Source organism: uncultured Tateyamaria sp., from assembly GCF_947503045.1.
Lineage (GTDB): Bacteria > Pseudomonadota > Alphaproteobacteria > Rhodobacterales > Rhodobacteraceae > Tateyamaria.
This window is the reverse complement of sequence record NZ_CANNCF010000003.1, coordinates 37,175-55,224: the sequence shown is the minus strand read 5'-3', so window position 1 is coordinate 55,224 and position 18,050 is coordinate 37,175. Positions and strand designations below refer to the sequence as shown.

Annotated in this window: 17 protein-coding genes; 9 read left to right on the top strand and 8 right to left on the bottom strand. The window is 59.5% G+C overall.

Annotation, left to right across the window (positions count from 1 at the left end; all coding sequences use genetic code 11):
* Positions 1-87: 87 nt before the first annotated feature.
* The 4 genes from Q1A89_RS14025 to Q1A89_RS14010 all read left to right on the top strand — a co-directional run bounded on the left by Q1A89_RS14025 (position 88) and on the right by Q1A89_RS14010 (position 3,462).
* Positions 88-1,632 carry a caspase family protein gene (locus Q1A89_RS14025; RefSeq protein ID WP_299729369.1) on the top strand — a complete coding sequence of 515 codons (1,545 nt, stop codon included), beginning with the start codon at positions 88-90 and terminating at the stop codon, positions 1,630-1,632.
* Positions 1,602-2,306, top strand: coding sequence for a hypothetical protein (locus Q1A89_RS14020; RefSeq protein ID WP_299729366.1), 705 nt, complete (start codon positions 1,602-1,604; stop codon positions 2,304-2,306). The genes Q1A89_RS14025 and Q1A89_RS14020 overlap by 31 nt, the downstream gene beginning before the upstream one ends.
* A 16-nt stretch (positions 2,307-2,322) precedes the next feature.
* Positions 2,323-2,730 carry a hypothetical protein gene (locus tag Q1A89_RS14015; RefSeq protein WP_299729363.1) on the top strand — a complete coding sequence of 136 codons (408 nt, stop codon included), beginning with the start codon at positions 2,323-2,325 and terminating at the stop codon, positions 2,728-2,730.
* A 132-nt stretch (positions 2,731-2,862) separates the two neighbouring features.
* Complete coding sequence (locus Q1A89_RS14010) at positions 2,863-3,462, top strand: DJ-1/PfpI family protein (RefSeq protein ID WP_299729360.1); 600 nt, start codon at positions 2,863-2,865, stop codon at positions 3,460-3,462.
* Positions 3,463-3,906: 444 nt separating this feature from the next.
* On the opposite strand, the gene Q1A89_RS14005 is transcribed toward Q1A89_RS14010, so the two are convergent.
* From Q1A89_RS14005 to Q1A89_RS13970, 8 genes are all read right to left on the bottom strand, one after another.
* Positions 3,907-4,188, bottom strand: coding sequence for a hypothetical protein (locus Q1A89_RS14005; protein ID WP_299729357.1), 282 nt, complete (start codon positions 4,186-4,188; stop codon positions 3,907-3,909).
* A gap of 94 nt (positions 4,189-4,282) precedes the next feature.
* Complete coding sequence (locus tag Q1A89_RS14000) at positions 4,283-4,474, bottom strand: hypothetical protein (protein WP_299729354.1); 192 nt, start codon at positions 4,472-4,474, stop codon at positions 4,283-4,285.
* Between the two features lie 49 nt (positions 4,475-4,523).
* A complete protein-coding gene (locus Q1A89_RS13995) occupies positions 4,524-5,645 on the bottom strand; it encodes an alanine/ornithine racemase family PLP-dependent enzyme (RefSeq protein WP_299729351.1) in 1,122 nt (373 codons plus the stop codon).
* The gene (locus Q1A89_RS13990) at positions 5,642-6,841 is read right to left on the bottom strand and encodes a DUF1611 domain-containing protein (protein WP_299729348.1); all 1,200 of its coding nucleotides are present in this window, start codon (positions 6,839-6,841) and stop codon (positions 5,642-5,644) included. The genes Q1A89_RS13995 and Q1A89_RS13990 overlap by 4 nt, the downstream gene beginning before the upstream one ends.
* Before the next feature lie 70 nt (positions 6,842-6,911).
* Complete coding sequence (locus Q1A89_RS13985; RefSeq protein ID WP_299729345.1) at positions 6,912-7,739, bottom strand: hypothetical protein; 828 nt, start codon at positions 7,737-7,739, stop codon at positions 6,912-6,914.
* Positions 7,729-8,082, bottom strand: coding sequence for a hypothetical protein (locus Q1A89_RS13980; protein WP_299729342.1), 354 nt, complete (start codon positions 8,080-8,082; stop codon positions 7,729-7,731). The genes Q1A89_RS13985 and Q1A89_RS13980 overlap by 11 nt, the downstream gene beginning before the upstream one ends.
* 968 nt (positions 8,083-9,050) lie before the next feature.
* Positions 9,051-9,599, bottom strand: coding sequence for a biliverdin-producing heme oxygenase (locus tag Q1A89_RS13975; RefSeq protein ID WP_299729339.1), 549 nt, complete (start codon positions 9,597-9,599; stop codon positions 9,051-9,053).
* A gap of 26 nt (positions 9,600-9,625) precedes the next feature.
* Entirely contained in the window at positions 9,626-12,157 is a 2,532-nt protein-coding gene (locus Q1A89_RS13970) for an HWE histidine kinase domain-containing protein (RefSeq protein WP_299729337.1), read from the bottom strand.
* 651 nt (positions 12,158-12,808) lie between these two features.
* Between Q1A89_RS13970 and dusA the strand changes: the two genes are divergently transcribed.
* The 5 genes from dusA (at position 12,809) to Q1A89_RS13945 (ending at position 18,048) form a co-directional block, all read left to right on the top strand.
* On the top strand, positions 12,809-13,819 hold the full coding sequence (dusA, locus tag Q1A89_RS13965; protein WP_299729335.1) for a tRNA dihydrouridine(20/20a) synthase DusA: 1,011 nt from the start codon (positions 12,809-12,811) through the stop codon (positions 13,817-13,819).
* Between the two features lie 31 nt (positions 13,820-13,850).
* A complete protein-coding gene (locus Q1A89_RS13960) occupies positions 13,851-14,672 on the top strand; it encodes a sulfite exporter TauE/SafE family protein (RefSeq protein WP_299729332.1) in 822 nt (273 codons plus the stop codon).
* Complete coding sequence (locus Q1A89_RS13955) at positions 14,669-15,406, top strand: hypothetical protein (RefSeq protein WP_299729329.1); 738 nt, start codon at positions 14,669-14,671, stop codon at positions 15,404-15,406. Before Q1A89_RS13960 ends, Q1A89_RS13955 begins: the two co-directional genes overlap by 4 nt.
* A gap of 75 nt (positions 15,407-15,481) precedes the next feature.
* Positions 15,482-16,705 carry a hypothetical protein gene (locus tag Q1A89_RS13950; RefSeq protein WP_299729326.1) on the top strand — a complete coding sequence of 408 codons (1,224 nt, stop codon included), beginning with the start codon at positions 15,482-15,484 and terminating at the stop codon, positions 16,703-16,705.
* Entirely contained in the window at positions 16,702-18,048 is a 1,347-nt protein-coding gene (locus Q1A89_RS13945; protein ID WP_299729324.1) for a cytochrome P450, read from the top strand. Before Q1A89_RS13950 ends, Q1A89_RS13945 begins: the two co-directional genes overlap by 4 nt.
* The last annotated feature ends 2 nt before the right edge of the window (positions 18,049-18,050 follow it).

The following is an 18,050-nucleotide window of genomic DNA, read 5'->3' as shown; positions in this document are numbered from 1 at the left end:
CCGGCGTTCCCGTGTGGGTGGTGGAAAATCGCGGTACTGGCGTCAAAGCCCTTCGCCGACATCGAAAAACAGTGTTAGAGTTGGCGCATGATCTACAGAACGCTCCATGTGCTTGTCGTTGCATGCCTGTTGTTGGGGACGGCCCCCGCGGCATGGGCCGAACGGGTTGCCCTCTTGATCGGGAACTCGGGCTATTCCGTGCCTGACATGGAATTGCGCAACCCGGTCAACGATGTGTCCGCCCTTGGCGAAGCACTGCGTGATTTGTCCTTTGAGGTGATCGAGGTGGCGGACACGGATGCGGCGGGAATGAAACAGGCCTTGCAGGACTTTCAGGTCGCCGCGACAGGCGCCGAGATGGCGGTGTTTTTCTATGCCGGCCACGGCGTGCAGATCGGAGGTGAAAACTATCTGGTTGGCACCGATTTTGCGGGGGGAGAACTGGGCGCGATGCGCCGCACCTCGCTGTCGATGAGTGACGTGCGCCAGACCATGACCATCGCCGCCCCCGCCATCGGCATCGTCATCCTTGATGCCTGCCGCAACAACCCGTTCTCGACCAACGGTCTTGTGCGCCCGGGTCTTGTGCGCGACAGCGGCGGGGCAGGGCTGTTGATCGCCTATGCCACCGATCCGGGCAACGTGGCCTATGACGGGCTGGGCGAGAATTCGGTCTATACCTCGGCGCTTCTGAAACATCTCGACACCCCGGCGCTTGATGCGCGCCTGATGCTGGGTCGGGTGCGCCAAGAGGTGGTGCTGGAAACGGGTGGGCGCCAGATTCCATGGGTCGAAGAGGCGGTGCTGGGCGAGCACAGTTTCAACCCCGCCACGTCCTCGCCCGTGATTGCCGACGCGCAGGTGGATGAGCTGAGCCGCTGGCGGCAAATCTCGGCCAGCCTCGATGTCGAGGCCTTTGAGCGCTACCTCGCGGACTATCCGAACGGTCTGTTTGAACGCTTTGCGCAGGACCGCATCGTCGCGCTTAAATCCTCTGCCCGCCTTGCCCAGGCAGACACGCCCGAGGTCCTGATCGCCTCTGCCGACACGAACAAGCTGACGGCGGCGTTGAGCATCCTTGGCCTTGAAACCGGTGAAAACCTCAGCCGGGGATTGCGCATCTATCAACAGCGCCTGCCTGATCCGTCCGCCATGAGCGCCGAACAGGTCTATGCAGATGCCGCACGTATGTCGATCTTTCTGGCCGCTACCACCTTGCAGCAACTGCGCACCGATCTGGTGGCCCTGCGCGGCATCAGACGCACTCTGAAAATCTCGCAGGACGCGCTGGCCCAGATGGAGGAGATCGCCAAGACCAACGCAGACGCCCTGCCACTGGTCGATCAGGCGCGCCGTGACATCAACGACATCCTGCGGGCCCAAGGCGTCGTGCTGCGGCGGCTGGATGAGACGCGGACCTATTACGACGACATTCTGGACGCCTCATCGGCCTTTTTCCCGGATGATGCGACCCTGTCCCTGCTGGGCAGCGCGGATCGCAGCCGCGATCTGGGGGCCACGGGGCAACGGCTGAACGAAAACGCCTCGATTTTTCTGCGCCATCTTGCGCAAACAGACGAAGACACAAAAGGAAGCTACAAATGGCTGGCAGATCTCATTTCTCAAGGATAACGGCCGCTTTGCTGATCGGCAGCATGGCGCTGGCTGCCTGTGACAGCGGCACGGCAACCGAACAGGTCAGCGCCACCGTGGCCCAGGGTGACACGCCGCAGGAAGTGGAATTGCGCCGTGCGGCCAAGGCCATGCAAAGGACCATTCTGGAAGGCGCCGCCGCGGGCGGTGCTGCGGGCGGTCTGGCCGGTCTGACACTTGGGGGGAGCGACGACATCGGGATCGGTATCAGCATTGGTGCCGGGGCAGGGGCTGCGGCGGGCACCTATGTCGCCTTTGTGCAGCGCAAGTTCACCCGGCGTGCGCGTCGCCTGAAACAGGTGCAGACCGATCTGGACCGGCACGCGCAGGAAATGGAGGCAACCCTTGCGGCCATGAATGCGGCCCTTGCCGTGCAGAAACAGGAATTGACCGCCGTGCGCCTGAAAGCCACCCAAGGGGCCGCAACCCCGGCTGAGCTTGCCCGTGAAACCGCCGAGGCCAACAACAACCTGTCCCAGATGATGCTGGCCATTGATGGCGCCACCAAGCGGCAAGAGGAATTCACCGCCGCCCGTGATCTGACCAAACGCCGCAACGACGAGGTCGCCCCGATTGATCCGCAACTGCAGGCCATGGCCAACAGCATCGCCGAAATGAAGGCCGTCGCCAACGATCTGGCAGGCTCACTGTGAGGGGCGTGACATGGGCATGAAGTGGACAGTCCTCGTGGCGTTTGGCGGGCTGTCCGCCTGCATGACCACCAGCACGGACCCGGCGGATGGCGGATTCTTCAACGGGGTGTCGGGGATCACAACCGGCACTTACCAGTCCCAGATCGACGCCGATGAGGCGCAGATCGAAGCCTCGCGCGTGCGCAACGCCAATCTGGCCGCGCAAATCCAAAGCTCGGAATCCGAACTGGCCCGTCTGAAGGTGCAGATCGTGAACCAACGCAATGCGCTGGGCCGCACGGACACGGCGACCTCCAATCGCATCAATGCGGTGCTGGTCGCTCAACCGACGGGCAACACGGATGCGGCGCGTCTGGCCGCACTGCAGCAAAGCATCGCAGACGCGCGCGCCCTGTCTCAGGATCTGGCCAAGCTGTCAGTCTGAGGAGGAGGGCGATGCCCCTTTGGCCGGTTCATTGCGACCGCCACTCCAAAACCTCTCGCACTGATCGTGCGCCGCCCTAAGTGCAGGGAACGGTTGATATGGCCACCAAAACTGGAGCAGATGATGAGGAAAATGGCGGCACTGGTCTTTCCCGGATTTCAGACACTCGATTTCTTTGGCCCCATCGAGCTGCTGGGCGGGTTTCGCAACGATATCGAGGTCATCACCGTCGCCAAAAGCCCCGAGCCCGTCGAAAGCCGTCATCGCCAGCACATCGTCGTGGATCGCGTCCTGTCCGACAGCACTGACTACGACCTGCTGTTCGTCCCGGGCGGAGATTCCGCGCTAGAGGCCGCGAAAGACGAGGAATTGATGACATGGGTGCGCGACACGGGCGCCAAGGCCGAGCGGGTGTTGGCGGTCTGCACAGGCACGATCCTGTTGGGCATGACCGGGTTGCTAGACGGCAAGCGGGCCACGACGAACAAGCTGGATTTCACGGCAACCGTCCCCCTCGCGCCCAATGTCACCTGGGTCAAGCAGGCCCGCTGGGTGAGGGATGGAAAGTTCTATACCTCTTCGGGCGTGTCTGCGGGGATGGACATGGCGCTCGCAGTTGGGGCGGATCTGTTTGGCCTGGAAAAGGCACAGGAGATGGCGGACGAATCTGAATATGAATGGCATGACGATCCAAACTGGGATCCGTTTGCGAAAATGGCGGGACTGGTCTAATCGGTCGTTTGAAAGATCAAGGCCGGACCCGCCCAGATGAAACATCACGCCAGAACGCATATGGAGGTCGAACGCAGCGCGCGGTTGAGTGTGGCGCAGAGTTTGTTGGGTTGAAGCGCGTTCGAACCGGAGTAAACTAAGGCTTTCGCCAACCCGGCAACGGGACGTAGTCATTTCCCCCGCGACACGCTGCCTCAAAACCCAGTGAGTTGAACGTTGGTTAGGGGGCAATGGTGGCCACTTCTCATTGGTATCAGAGGGCGTTTTGACCAGAGACTGATCAGGCAACCAGTAGAAGCCAACCTTCGCTGCGCTAAAGGCCAATGTCATAGATGCGGACAAAGTGATCTTTCGCTGCGGGTGCGCCAAGGCCGCTTTTCTAGTAAACTCGGCCCACTGTCGTGGCGCAGTTTTGCGGGCGGATTCTTAGCCAATTGCCGAGCTCTAAAAATCATCAGTTTCCGGGACATTTCCTAGCCTGACGAGGAAGCTAGGTGATCCGACTTCGCCACTGTCCGGGTCCTCACTGATCATATAGGCATCAGCTCCGGCGCAATCCTCGGACTGGGCTTCCCGTTCTGCCCTGTTCTGCGCTTCTGCTGCGGTTGAATATTGAAATTGCTTGCCAATCTTGAGGTGTGCTTGCCCGTCACGCCCGGGCTTCTGTTCCACGTATGTCTGGCAGATATAGTGAACTTTTGTTGTGCTCTCGCCTTCGCGTGTCATGGGGTATTCCTTGAGCTGTGTCCTGTCGCCCCTGCAGATTGAAACACATGGGCGAAGATTGTGTTGTCGCTAGGTGGCGGGCTTGGCTTATGCACTAGCGCGAGGACTTTTTCGGAGTTTTGGCTTCTCGTTCGAGGCGCGCGTTGCGGAGACGGTCGTTCTTGGCTTGCCGTTGCTCGGCCTCTTCTTCGACCATCTTTCGAACGATGCGGGTTGTCTTGTCCAACGGTGTCTCCGACTTGGGGCCTTGCGCCTTGAAGACGCTTGTTTTTGTCAGTTTTGCCAAGTGGCAGTCTCCTCTTTGAATTCATTCAGGCGTGTCTGAACAAGGCTGTTCAAACCAATGCCAGGTGTTTGCTCGGGCCATCCGCATCACGTGTGTTTGGCACGGGTCGGTCATTGCGTAGATTTGTCTGAATGTCCGGGGCGGCCATGGCGCGCATCAAAGCGCTATAGTTCATCTGAAACCGCATTTCCGATCCAACGCAAAGCGACGCATCATTCGTTCCAATGACAAGATGATCGCTTGTTGCACCGATCAGCGTATGTCCAGACGGCATCGAAAGCCCCGCCGCATCTGTATCTTGGTTCCCAATGCCAAGAACGACTCGCGTGGATCCTGAGGTGTCAGGGACAAGCCAGATCTTGGCCAAAGTACCGTCCGCACGGCTTACGTGTGGGCGTACAGATTTGGCGCCCGTCTCGATCACTTCGGCGACCAGCGTAAAGGCATCTCTAAACAGACCACCAATCTGCTCACCCGTGATCGGATCGACGCCAAGCAGTATGGCCTCGCCAAGGCGCAGATCGTTGATCCGGCCAGTCGTGCGCACGCCAAACGCCCATGGCAGGTTTGCAGAATTGCCACCAGATACCGTTTGCAGGAACGAGCCACATTGACCCTCGACGTTATCCGCAAGTGCAGACAATGCCCGCATCTTCGCTGATGTGGGGGCAATCCCGCTGAGACAAGCGAAGTTGGCTCCTATGCCCTTCAGCGCCACACCGGGCATGTCGATGACCCGCTGTGCCATGTCACCAAGGTCGTGTGGCATGATCCCCTCGCGCAGATCACCCATTTCGACCATCAGGATAATGCCGTGCACCTTGTTTTGCCGGACGGCAGCAGCGGCCAAGGCCGCAACCACGGTTATCTCGGTGTTATAGCTTGCCTCACAGAGTTGAACGACGTCATCAACTTGGCTCAGCATTGGTGTTCGGATCAATGTGACCGGACAAGTTACTCCTGCTTGACGTAGCCGCTTCACATTGCTCAAACGGGTTTCGGCCAGACCCTCAGCGCCACCATCGAGCATCGCGCGCGCGATGGCCGGATGCCCACAAACAGCTTTGGTGACTGTGGTTACGTGGATGCCACGTCCCCTCAATCGCGCGACAATGGTCCGCGTGTTGTGGCGTATCTTGCTCAGATCAACATCTATCCGCGGGAAACTCACATTGCGACTCCGACAGTTTCTTGCTGTAGGCCGGGATAGGCCGCAACAACCATCGCCAATAAATGCGCTTCTGGTCGGCCAAGCGCGTCGGTCACAGGCAGACCGAGTTTCTTGGTTTGTCCAATGATCGTGTTTGTGATCTCGGTTTCGGACATCCCCTCGTGATTGAGCGTGACTCCGATGACCTTGGTGTCAGAAAACGCCTCGATCAATGCAATCTCGCTCGCTGGTGTGGGCATCGGCATGTTGGGAAAATCACAGCGGTGGGCCCGTTTAGGTGCGTGCTGAAGGATGACGGCGTTCGGCTGGCTGCCGCGCAGGATAAAGGCCGATGTACAGAACGCAGGATGGCTAAGCGCGCCCTGGCCTTCGATCAAAATGACATCCGGTCGCTCCGCCTCAGAGGCCGCAACAATCGCTCCCTCAAGTTCGCCACAGCAGAATTGGGGCGGAACAGCGTCCATGGCCACACCATATTTTGCGCCCTGCATCAGACCCGTCTGGCCTGTGCCAACCAGCACGGTCTTGATGCCCTTGGCATTCAAGGCACGGGCCAACACCGTCGCGGTCGTCCGCTTTCCGATGGCGCAATCGGTCCCGAGAACGGCGATACGCAGTGCATCAACACGCGCGACACTGCCGTCGAATAGGCGCATGTCTTTGCTCAGCTTTGGTTTGCGGATATCGCGGATGGTGACCTGTCTGGCCAATGCGGCTTGCGCAATTTCCATGTCATCGCTCAGATATTCATGCAGGCCACTGACGATGTTCATCCCGCGCGCGATCGCATCCAGTACGACGCCGCGATCAGTTGTCGAAAGGCGCCCGGTTGAGGGGGCCATTCCATAGATGAAAGTATCGGGGACGATGGTTTCGTGAGCGACAGCGGCATCCAGGTCTTTGTGAATTGGTATGCCGTTGGTCACGTCGTCAAGGACCTGCCCGGCGTTCCCGCCGCTGTGGATACTGTCGATGACCGATACGATCCTGTACGCCTCTGAATGACGCACAAGGCCATTGGCTGTCTTGCCATCAATTCTGGCAAAGTTGCCTTCGCAATAGACAACCGCTGTCGGCTGTGCGGCGACTTTGGTGAGCGCATATGAGCGTGTCGGTGTGATTTCGATCACCGGGGGCGCCTGAGCGCCTCTGACGGGGCGGCGAACGGTATCTACCGTCTGGATATCGGTTTTCATCGTATTTTCCTTTTGATGGCAAGGCGTTCACCGGACGGGATATTGAAGTGTGCGTCCCCGTGCGATGCGCTCAATTATTGAAAACGCACTGCCCCTTGGACTTCTGGAAATTCCGGTTGCATTTCCAACGGTTCCCTGACCTGTCGAGATGGGCGTTCGCGGGGATATCGATCGCTTCGCAACCTGCACCGGAGGCTTTATATCCCCTCTGGCATTTCCATCCCTCTCCGTAAGATGCATCGTCGAAATATGCGAATTCCGGGATGACGACGGTCGCGCACAGACCGTCCTGCTCAACGAACCCACGTTCGCAGGTCCAGGGCTGTCCGTACCCAGATCCATTCAGATATCCGTTGATCGGAACCACAATTGCGGTGCAACTGTCATCCACCTGCTCAAACCCGCGTCTGCATTCCCACGCAGATCCATAGGACGCTTCCACCAGATAGCCGTTCTCAGGCACGACGACCTCTTGGCAGGTATCGTCAACCTTGAGAAATCCGCGCAGGCAGTGCCAACGTTCGCCCGAAGGGGCCAGAAACCCGCCATCGGGGACCAACACAGCAACACAGGCCGTTTCATTGACCTTGCGAAACCCGTGATGACATTCCCATCCGGAACCGTAGGTGCGGTTGGTTTCATATGCATTTTCCGGCGCCACGACCGCTGCACAGTTATCAGCTGTCAGCCGATATCCGACATTGCATCCCCAACCGTCACCATAGCTCCTTGCGCTTGCATTTTCCGGCATGGTTTGGGCCAGCACGGGGATTGCCAACAGAAGCAGAGCAAGGACTGGCCCCATAAAAAAGACCCAAAATATTCGGGCGTCCGCCAACAAGGGTGTCCTGCAATCTGCTTGTGACGATTGCAGCGTCGCTTTTGGATTATGACCCATCCAGCTCAAGCCCCGCGAGGCAGGCATCTGCAAGGTCACGGTCCGGTGCATCTGAGCCAGGGCGGATTGCCCAACCTGTTTCCATCATTGCATTGCGACGGCCAAATCCCGAGAGATCCTGAAGAATTGAGAGCTTCTCTGTGCGTTCTGGATCAGCTGTCGAAATGTTGAGACACACCGGCACCATCGCCAAAGTCACTTCGTCAGATGCCAAGTCCTGTGCCATGGTTTGAGCGGTGCCATTGGTCGTCCAGCCACCCCACGAAAAACCGATGATAGTAACTGCAATCGCGCCACCCAAAGCACCGTAAATGCAGGGTTTCGTCCATTCAGGAAAAGTCATTATTTGATCCTTGTGACGGAGAAAGCGCCGCCTCACTGTTTTTTCGCTGACAAGTCATTGTGTCAGGGCCGTTTCTTAGGTGCATCGGTCGACATGGCGCAGCACATGCCCGGTCGCCGTTCATGGGCGTTTTGGCCGCCAAAACAGATGAACCTGACGCAAGGGCGACGCGGTCATGCGCGATAACATCGGCGACCTTCCCAAGCATCAGATGCCTGCCAGGGCACGTGACAATTGAATTTTGATGATAGAAGACCGTAGTCCGCTCAGGCAGGCGATGCGCCTCTGCCGAAAAAGACCACAGCTTTGTGCCCCTTAGGTAGTCGCTTGGCACCTGAATTACAATGCTGGCAGACCTATGCTTGTTTCTAACGCCGCTCATGGTCGTAAAGCGGGGGGAACGAACCATCGATCTTGCCTGCCGCAGCTCGCCCGCAAAATGAGGTGCCTGCGTAGGATGCTGTTAGAAGCGGATAGTCACACGGAACGCAGCATTGGGGAATTGGGGTTCGCAACTGACATGAGAGGCGGGCTCAATGTAGACAATCGGGCTTGATCAAGGACGGCCCCAAGCTGCCGTTTGCCGACGAACCTTAAGGTTGCAGTGTGGCCTGCAACAGGAGACAATCTCTGCGTTTCGCACCATTGGCCGATTTGGGAAATCGAGCCGTTCACTGCACAGCGTATGAACTCACGCAACGCGGGACTAACCGGACAAAACGCTTGCCTGGCAAAACCTGACGCTAAAAATCAGCTAGCGCAGCTGTTTCCTCAGAGCCAACGTTTTATCCGTCCGCTCGGTACTGTTCCAAAACCACTTCTTTCCTGTTAAGCGGATTGACCAGAACGACGCGGGAGGATGCCGCCGTTTGATGTTCTTGGATCGTTCACGCAGCATTCGCGGGCGGCGGCGTTTATTTTTGCCCTGCGGCCACGTTCGCCAAAACGCACAGCCGGTTGCCAAATGTTCAGGATAACGCGCTGACACCGTCAAGCTGTTTGAGTTTGCTCACACGCGCAATAAACGAGAAAGCCGTGTTGGCCCCGCAAATGATGCGCTGGCGGGTCAACACATCTGTGCCGGTCCTTTCTAGGTTCTCTTTCAGGCTGCGCCAGCGGTTCGACTGCGTCGGGAGGTTCAGAAAATGGTGGGGCAATTCCGGGAGCTGAGAAGCGACATTGGCCCGCATGCTGTTGCGTCCGAAGGCGGCGCCGTGAGCGACATACAGGGCGCCCAACAGCTCTTCGCGTCCCCGAACATCAAATTGAGATGCCTGACCACTCCGCGGCCCAACGTCGCGAGACAAGGCGTTGCATTCCGATGTCAGGCTCAACTCCTGAAAATGGGATTGTGAGTCGCGCGCGCACTCTATTGCGCCATAAAACTCAGCAAAAACAGACAATGCGCGGGCGTATTGATGCGCCGTCAACTGCGGGTCCATCAGGCACGCAAACACGGGGTCGCTGTGCAGTGCATAGTGGATGTCCTGCGTGGCGCGCATCAGCTCAGTGCGCATCGTTTCGAGATCTGTTCGAAGTATCGTCACAGGTCGTCCAAAACCTCGCTCAAAGCCGGTTTTCGCAGGGGTTTCTTGAGCACGCGCGCCTCTGAAAACGGACCATCCTGAACGCCGTCAACGCCATATCCCGTCACAAAAATGAACGGCACGCCCAGATCCTTCAACCGTTCGGCCACCGAAAAAGACGTATCCCCGCCAGACAGGTTAACGTCCAGCACGGCAAATTCAGGGACGTTATGCGTGATGGCCTGCAGCGCATCCCGGCTGGAGCTCGCGGTTTGCACATTCTCAAATCCCAAGCTCGTCAGGACATCCATCGTATCCATGGACACAACGAAGTTGTCTTCAACCAGCAGACATACCCCGTGGGCCCGATCCAAACGAGTAGAGGTCGACGACAAGTTATTGGGGTCAGACTCCTGTGGTGTTTCAGATGGGCTGGGGACGACGCTGATCAACGCGTTTGGCAGTTCCAGAACGCACCGCAACCCGTCTTCGGCAAAGTCACGTGCAATGGTCCCGCGCAAATCCTTCGGAACCGCATTGTCCAACAAGGTCGTGCCAAACCCTTCGTGCTCGGGGGCCGTGACTTTCGGCCCGCCACTCTCCGTCCATTGCAGTTTCAAACCGCTACCCTGCATCTCTATCTTGATTTCGACCACACCGTCAGGACCGGACAAGGCGCCATATTTGGCCGCGTTCGTCATAAGTTCATGAATAACCAAGGCAAAGATCGGGGTCACTTCAGAGTGCAGTCCAATCTCTGGCCCAGAAATCCGGACACGGTTCCGTTCACTGTTATGGGCTTCCGCTTCTTGGCGCAAAATACTCTGAACACTGACAATCGCCTGGGGTTGCTCGACCGCCATGGAATGCGCATTCGCCACAGCTTCGATCCGCGCTTCGAGCGTATCGACGTAGTGATCGATCGAACTGGACGTAACCCGCGATTGTCTCGACAAGGACCGGATCAGTGCCAGAAGGTTTCGCACGCGGTGGTTCAGCTCGCCGATGAGCATTTTCTGCTGGCGCGAGGTCTTTTCGATCAGCGCTTTGTGCTCCGAATTGATCAGGATCGCCCAGACATCACTGGCAAATTCGTCTTGTTCCTGCGTCCACGGGTTGGACGTGCCGCGCACAGTCTCTTTATATGCGGCAAACGATCCCCGGGGGCGCAACCGAGCGTCAGAACCCGTTCCGGTTATCGTCTTTTGAGGTGCCCCAGCCCACGTCGTCATCTGTTCCCTGTCGCGCCGGAAAAAGGCGACCATATTGTCGTCTCGAATTGGGGTCAGATGCATGCCCGCAATGTTTTTCCCAAGTGCCGAGGCCAGGTCTGGATAGTCCGTGCGCAGTGTCGAGGTTTTGACGGGCGCGTCTTGCGTGTTGGCAAACTCAATCAACGCGCTCGCTGCATGTTTCGGGACAACGCCGCAGGCTTGTACAAACCCGTCTTTGGCAAGCAGCGCGCCATCGGCCTGCATTGCGTCTGTGAGCTGTTCCAGCAACCGCGTGCTGAACCGAATATCGGCATCGCCAGAGGCCGCGACCTCCGTCATTTCTGTGCGCAGCGTATTTGCCCGCCGCAGATGGTTCAGCCGGTCCTTTTGCAGCATTGTGGCGAGCTTCAGCCCAAAAAACCGAACGAAATTCCGGCAAAACTCACGTATGGATGGATCAGGGACGCCAGGTTGCGGGTGATGTAACGAAATCATGCCCCACAACCGGTCGTCCACAACCACATTCAACGTCAACGACGACTGAGTTCCCATGTTTCTGAGGTATTCCAGATGCACTTCGGACACGCCGCGAAGATGGGACTGCGTCATATCCAATGGCGGTATGTCCGTATCTGCAGCCAACACCGGCACGTTGGCCGCGTTCACATCGCCGATATAGCGAAACGGAGTGCGTTTCATAATGGCCCGGGCCTGCGGGGGAATGTCCCAAGCCGGGAAACTCAGCCCCAGAAAGGGTTCCGCATTGCCAGAAAGCGCCTCCGCCCGGACGGTACCGTTGTCTTCAGCGTCGAACTCATAGACCATCACGCGCTGATACCCGGTGAGCACTTGCATCAGTTGAACGGTCAGCTTGAACAGCGCCTCACAGCTTTCAACGGACTGAAGGCGCTGTGTCGAAAACGCGAGTTGTTTGATAATGTCGCTGGTCATCGATGCCCGATCTTTGGCCTGTTCGAACTCAAAAATCGTTGCAGCACCTGCGGCCGACGCAGTGGCGCGCAACACCTTCTGGTTCAACTCGACAGGGTCAAGCATCCGGGTGTCTTGCTTCAAAAAGCTTGGAAGCAAATTGTTGACCATATCGTGCCGCACACCGGTCGGGAAAACATCATTGATGTTCTCACCCAGAACCTTGTCCACCGCAAAGCCGGTCACAGCTTCAAGATTGGTGCTCGCATGTGTCAAGCGCATGCTTTCATTGTCAAACGCAAGCAAGGCGCCGTGACCTTGGATTGAGCCTGGAATGTGAACCGGCTCGGACGCACAATGGTCCAACGCACGTTCCATGTCTCCGGTCGCCTTGATTGGTCCCATGTCGGTTGTCCCCATTCCAGGCAATTGGTGTCAAATGGTACTTAGTAATAGTGCACGAATGCTTAAATTCCCGCAGGACCGCAGTGTCAATTCGCCTCCAGGCTGTGCAAACGCGCTGGTTTTTGCCCACTTACGCATCACCTTTTCATTCTGACGTTGTGGATCGTCGCGTTGAACCGCGCCGGGTTTGCCGGAGGCTCCAACTCGTGAGTAGGATGGAGCATCATGACGAAGACAACGAACAAGTATTCACCAGAAGTGCGCGAGCGCGCCGTGCGGATGGTTTTGGACGGCGCAGTTCACCAGAAGCGTCTAACGTTGTTTGCAATAGGCAGATCACGACCTCCAGGCAGTTTAGCCGGCATAGTCGGGGCTCGATCGATGGAGGAGTGGAACGAATCTAACCTATGACAAATATGTTAGAGGGAGTGTGCACGTAATTCGTACACAGGATTGTTCAGGATTCTAGGGGCGGTGAAAGCTGATGCTTGTACCAGAAACGATCAGAGCAATCTGTCCTTTATTCAAATCTACCCAATCACCGCCGTACGCCTGTCTTCACCTTCGGGGGACTAGACTGCCCTGTTTCCTGTGCAGTATGTGGGCAACATGTCCCCGAAAACCGGATCGTGGACCGCAGGAGAACCAAGAATGCCCAACATTGCCGTCAATCAGGCCGCGCGATTATCCGTCGCGCCTATGATGGATTGGACCGACCGGCATTGCCGTTTTCTGCACCGTCAATTGAGTCGCGGGGCGTTGCTTTACACCGAAATGGTGACGGCGCCTGCGCTGGTGCGGGGTGGGGCGCTGCATCTGCTCGATCACGACCCGAGCGAGCATCCCGTAGCGCTGCAACTCGGTGGCTCGGACCCGCGCGAGTTGGCGCTGGCCGCACGGCTTGGGGCGCAGGCGGGCTATGATGAGATCAACCTCAATTGCGGTTGCCCATCGGATCGGGTCCAATCGGGTACGTTCGGCGCAGTGCTGATGCGCGATGCTGCACTGGTGGCGGCGTGTGTGGCCGAAATGCGGGCGGCCGCTGACGTGCCTGTCACCGTCAAATGTCGCATCGGTGTGGATGAACAGGACCCCGAGACCGTGCTGCCCGAATTTCTCGCGCGCATCGTCGCGGCGGGCTGCGAGCGGGTCGCGATCCATGCGCGCAAAGCCTGGCTGCAGGGCCTCAGCCCCAAGGAAAACCGTGATATCCCGCCGCTCGATTATGATCTGGTGATGCGGATGAAAGGGCTGTTTCCCAACCTGCATATCTCGATCAATGGCGGCATCGACAGCCTCGATCAGGCGCTTGATCTGCTGGATCGCGGGCTGGATGGCGTGATGATCGGGCGCGCGGCCTACCACCAGCCCGCGGACATTCTGGCGCAGGCCGACAGGCGTGTCTTCGGTCGTGGCCTCGACAGCAGCGCCGAAGCTGCCGTGGCGGCCATGCTGCCTTATATTGAAGCGCATCTGAGCGCAGGCGGGCGCCTGCACCAGATCAGCCGCCACATGCTGGGCCTGTTTGCGGGACGCCCCGGGGCGCGGGCGTGGCGCCGCACCTTGAGCGAAGGGGCGACGCAGCCCGGCGCAGGGCCGGAACTGGTCGAGGCGGCGCTGACCCTTGTGCCCCCTCTGGTCCCGCAGGCCAAAGCGGTGTAGCAGGCGCGCACCGCGTCCAAGAGTAGTGCCCATGCCCGAACTGTCCCTCGTCCTTCAGATGCTGGCCCTGCTGGCGGTGATCGGTGCCTTTGCCGGGGTCCTTGCGGGCCTTCTGGGTGTGGGCGGCGGAATCGTGCTGGTGCCTGCGTTTTTCTATGCGTTTCAAACCCTTGGCTATGACGGACCGGACCTGATGCAGATGTGTCTGGCGACGTCTCTGGCAACGATCATCGTTACTTCGGTCCGGTCTGTGATGAGCCATAACAAGAAGGGTGCGGTCGATTGGGACATCCTGCGCACATGGGCGCCCGGCATTGTGATCGGCGCGGTGTTGGGGATGCTGGTGGTGGCGCAACTGCGCTCGACCACCTTGCAGGCGATTTTCGGTATTCTGGCGCTGATCGTGGGCCTTTACATGGGGTTCGGGCGCAAGGACTGGCGGCTGGGGCAGACGATGCCGACCGGCGCGGGCCGCGCCGCATTGTCGCCTGCGATGGGGTTCCTCTCGGTCCTGATGGGCATTGGCGGGGGCAGCTTTGGCGTGCCGTTGATGAGCCTTTTTGGTGTGCCCATTCACCGGGCCGTAGCCACCGCTGCTGGCTTTGGTGTGCTGATCGCGGTGCCTGCAGTGATCGGGTTTCTGCTGGTCTCCGTCTCGGACCCGGTGCCGCCATTCACCATTGGTGCGGTCAACCTGATCGCCTTTGTGGTGATCATCGCCATGACCCTGATCACAGCCCCTTGGGGGGTCAAGCTGGCCCATGCGATGGACCCCGGCCCGCTCAAACGGGTGTTCGCGGTGTTTCTGGTCCTGGTGGCGCTCAACATGCTGCGCAAGGCCGTGCTGGGGTGAGCCTGTCGCGGGATGGATTTGTCGTCTTTGACAGCGACCCTCGCGTTGCAGCGTGGGCGCGGGCAGCGCACAGGGCCGCCAGTCGGGTTGCCAACGATCCGGTGGTCCGCGCGCAAAACCTGCGCCACGGGCAGACATGGTTTGTGGGCGTCGACGTCCTGTCCAACGACCCGGACGGTGCCGTGGACGGGGTGCCACTGGCCGGGCCGTGGCAGGATCAAGTGCCGGATGTGCCAATGCACAAGGGGCAGGTGTCGATCATCTACCCCGGCTATCCCCAGCGTGACCCGGACCAGAGCGCGGCCAATCACCGATACCGCATCACCCGTGCTGCGGCCCATGTGGACGGATTGCTGCCCGAGGGGCCAGAGCGGCACCGCTATGCGCGCGAGTTTCACGCTTATGTTCTGGGTCTGCCGCTGAATGCGGTCGGTGCGGCACCCACCGTTGTCTGGCCGGGCAGTCAAAAGATCATGCAAAGCGCGATTGCAGAGGCAATCGGCAAGAATCCCGTCGAAGATGTAGACCTGACCGAGGCCTATCACGCCGCTCGCCGCACCGTCTTTGACAGTTGCGATCCGGTGCCCGTGCACGCAACCCCCGGTCAGTCCTTCCTCATCCACCGCTTTGCGCTGCATGGCACGGCACCCTGGCAGGGGGCGGTGGGTCCGGGGCGCATGATCGCGTTTTTTCGCCCCGAATTCCCTGACCCGCTGGACTGGCTGCAAGGCTGATCCGGGTGCCGCGCACCTGCGCCTTACTTTGGCCCAAGAATGGCGCTAGACTGCGCCCAACCAGAGGTGCAGCACATGAGCAGATCGCATCCAAACGCCGTCAGCCGACGCCGGGTGTTCTACATCCCCGGCTATGACCCGATTCATCCCCGCCGCTATCGAGAGCTCTACCGCAAGGAAAGCACCGCCCAGGCGGCCATCTCCGGCTATGACATCACGCTGTCGCCGGGACCAAGCAAGCCGCATTACGGCTGGCAGGTCGATGCGCGCATCGACGCGGCGGATGTGCATGCCGATATCGATGTGCTGGTCTGGTCCGACATTGTGCGCGACAGCATGGCGTCTTCGATTCCGGCGACCTATGCGCAACTGGTGCGCACGGCGTGGACCTACATCACCTCCGGTGCTCTGCGCCGGTTGATGCGTCTGCGCAAGGGGCCGGTGATTGCAGCCCTTTATCCGGTGGGCATGTTGCTGGTGCAACTGCTGCTGGCGACTGTCCTGTGGTACGCGCTGTGGCGCATCGGGGCAGGGGTACTGGGTGTGATCGGCGGGTTGCTTGGGTCGGCCATTGGGGCGGTTGGATTCGTTGCCCTGCTGCGCTGGTTCAAGGCCAAGGACGGCAAGTTCTTTGCTTATTATCTCATGCATGACTACGCCTATTCGGCCGCATCCAACGGGGCCAATCCCGCCCCGCTTGAGGCGCGGATGGCCGAATTTCGCGCCAGTATCGCGGGTGCCTTGCAAGGGGATGTGGACGAGGTTCTCGTGGTTGGCCATTCCTCGGGCGCGCATTTGGCGGTGTCGATCCTCGCCGATCTGATCCGCGCAGGCCAAGTGCCTGATGATGGGCCCGCGCTGTCCTTTCTGTCGCTGGGGCAGGTGGTGCCGATGGTATCTTTTTTGCCAGATGCGCACCGGCTGCGCGCCGATCTGCGCTACCTCTCAAACCGCGAAGAGATCACGTGGGTCGATGTGACGGCACCTGGAGATGGCTGCGCCTTTGCGCTGTGCGATCCGGTTGCGGTGTCGGGCGTCGCTCCAGAACCCAAACGCTGGCCGCTGGTCTTTTCCGCGCAATTCACCAAAAGCTTGTCGCCTGAACGCTGGGCCGAGCTGCGCTGGCGGTTTTTCCGCCTGCATTTTCAATACCTTTGCGCCTTTGATCGCCCGCTGGACTATGACTATTTCCAGATCACTGCAGGGCCGGTGAGCCTAGGTGACCGTTATGCCGACCGCCCGCCGTCGAAATCGCGCATTGATGTGCCGGTGTCCAAATACACCTCGATCGCCGCATGATCCCACCCAAACCCCCAAGCCGCCCGGATCGGGTGTCGCTGTGGCGCTACATGAAGCTGTTTCGCAGCGATATCCTGTCGGCCCAGCCTGCGCGCCTTTATCGCGCCTGGATGGCCGAGTTTCGCACGCCGTTTTTTCGCAGTTTCCTGATGAACCAGCCTGAACTGGTCAAAACCGTATTGAAAGAGCGGCCCGACGACTTCCCCAAATCCGACCGGATTGGCGAGGGGCTGCGCCCGCTGCTCGGCAATTCTGTGTTCCTGACCAATGGCGAGACGTGGAAACGCCAGCGCCGCATCATCGATCCCGCCTTCGAGGGTGGACGTCTGCGCGAGACGTTTCCGGCCATGTGGGACGCCTCCGAGGCCGCGACGGGCCGTCTGGTTGAAGGGGTCAGCGAAATCGAGGCCCAGACCAGCCATGCGGCGGCGGATGTGATCTTTCGCACGCTGTTCTCGATCCCGATTGAAAACGAACTGGCCGCCGCCGTGTTCGAGGAATTCCGCACCTATCAGCGCAGCCAGCCGATCCTGAACATTGCCGCCTTTGTGCCGCTGCCACGCTGGATGCCGCGCCTGTTTCGCGCCGACACCCGCGCCAGTGCCGCGCGCATCCGCGACCTGATCGGGCAGTTGGTCGCCAATCGGGCCCGAGAGATCACCGCAGGCACCGCCCCCGACGATCTCGCAACCAAGATCATGACCACTATCGACCCGGTCACGGGCGAGACGTTTTCACCCGAAGAGATGGTGGATCAGGTGGCGATTTTCTTCCTTGCGGGCCACGAAACCAGTGCTTCTGCGCTGGCCTGGGCGCTGTACCTGATGGCGCTCTACCCGGACTGGCAGGACAAAGTCGCTGCTGAGGCGCAGGCGCTTGAGACCTGCGATTTCTCGGTCATCTCGAAACTTTCCACCACCCGCGATGTGTTTCGCGAAACGCTGCGCCTGTACCCGCCCGTGCCGATGATGGTGCGCGAGGCCACGACGGACGAGACTTTTCGCGACCGCACGGCGCCGCGGGGCAGCCAGTTGGTCATCAGCCCCTGGCACCTGCACCGCCATGAACGGCTGTGGGAGCGTCCCGACGAATTTGACCCGGCCCGTTGGCACACGGAAAACGGCAAATCCTGCCAGCGCGATGCGTTCATCCCGTTTTCGACCGGCGCGCGCGTGTGTACAGGGGCCGGTTTTGCCATGGTGGAGGGGGTTCTGATTCTGGCGCGCCTGCTGCGCGATTTCGAGGTTGAAACCGTCCCGGGCCGCGATCCGGTGCCCGTGGCACACCTCACAGTGCGGGCGCGCGACGGGATATGGCTGAATTTGCGCAAACGGCAGCGCTAACA

Coding starts and splice junctions, on each gene's coding strand:
- Q1A89_RS13950 (WP_299729326.1), top strand. CDS start 15,482: ATGAGCAGATCGCATCCAAACGCCGTCAGCCGACGCCGGGTGTTCTAC.
- Q1A89_RS14025 (WP_299729369.1), top strand. CDS start 88: ATGATCTACAGAACGCTCCATGTGCTTGTCGTTGCATGCCTGTTGTTG.
- Q1A89_RS14020 (WP_299729366.1), top strand. CDS start 1,602: ATGGCTGGCAGATCTCATTTCTCAAGGATAACGGCCGCTTTGCTGATC.
- Q1A89_RS13985 (WP_299729345.1), bottom strand. CDS start 7,739: ATGGGTCATAATCCAAAAGCGACGCTGCAATCGTCACAAGCAGATTGC.
- Q1A89_RS13945 (WP_299729324.1), top strand. CDS start 16,702: ATGATCCCACCCAAACCCCCAAGCCGCCCGGATCGGGTGTCGCTGTGG.
- Q1A89_RS13975 (WP_299729339.1), bottom strand. CDS start 9,599: ATGCGCACTGAGCTGATGCGCGCCACGCAGGACATCCACTATGCACTG.
- dusA (WP_299729335.1), top strand. CDS start 12,809: ATGCCCAACATTGCCGTCAATCAGGCCGCGCGATTATCCGTCGCGCCT.
- Q1A89_RS14005 (WP_299729357.1), bottom strand. CDS start 4,188: ATGACACGCGAAGGCGAGAGCACAACAAAAGTTCACTATATCTGCCAG.
- Q1A89_RS13970 (WP_299729337.1), bottom strand. CDS start 12,157: ATGGGACCAATCAAGGCGACCGGAGACATGGAACGTGCGTTGGACCAT.
- Q1A89_RS14015 (WP_299729363.1), top strand. CDS start 2,323: ATGAAGTGGACAGTCCTCGTGGCGTTTGGCGGGCTGTCCGCCTGCATG.
- Q1A89_RS13990 (WP_299729348.1), bottom strand. CDS start 6,841: ATGAAAACCGATATCCAGACGGTAGATACCGTTCGCCGCCCCGTCAGA.
- Q1A89_RS13980 (WP_299729342.1), bottom strand. CDS start 8,082: ATGACTTTTCCTGAATGGACGAAACCCTGCATTTACGGTGCTTTGGGT.
- Q1A89_RS14010 (WP_299729360.1), top strand. CDS start 2,863: ATGGCGGCACTGGTCTTTCCCGGATTTCAGACACTCGATTTCTTTGGC.
- Q1A89_RS13960 (WP_299729332.1), top strand. CDS start 13,851: ATGCCCGAACTGTCCCTCGTCCTTCAGATGCTGGCCCTGCTGGCGGTG.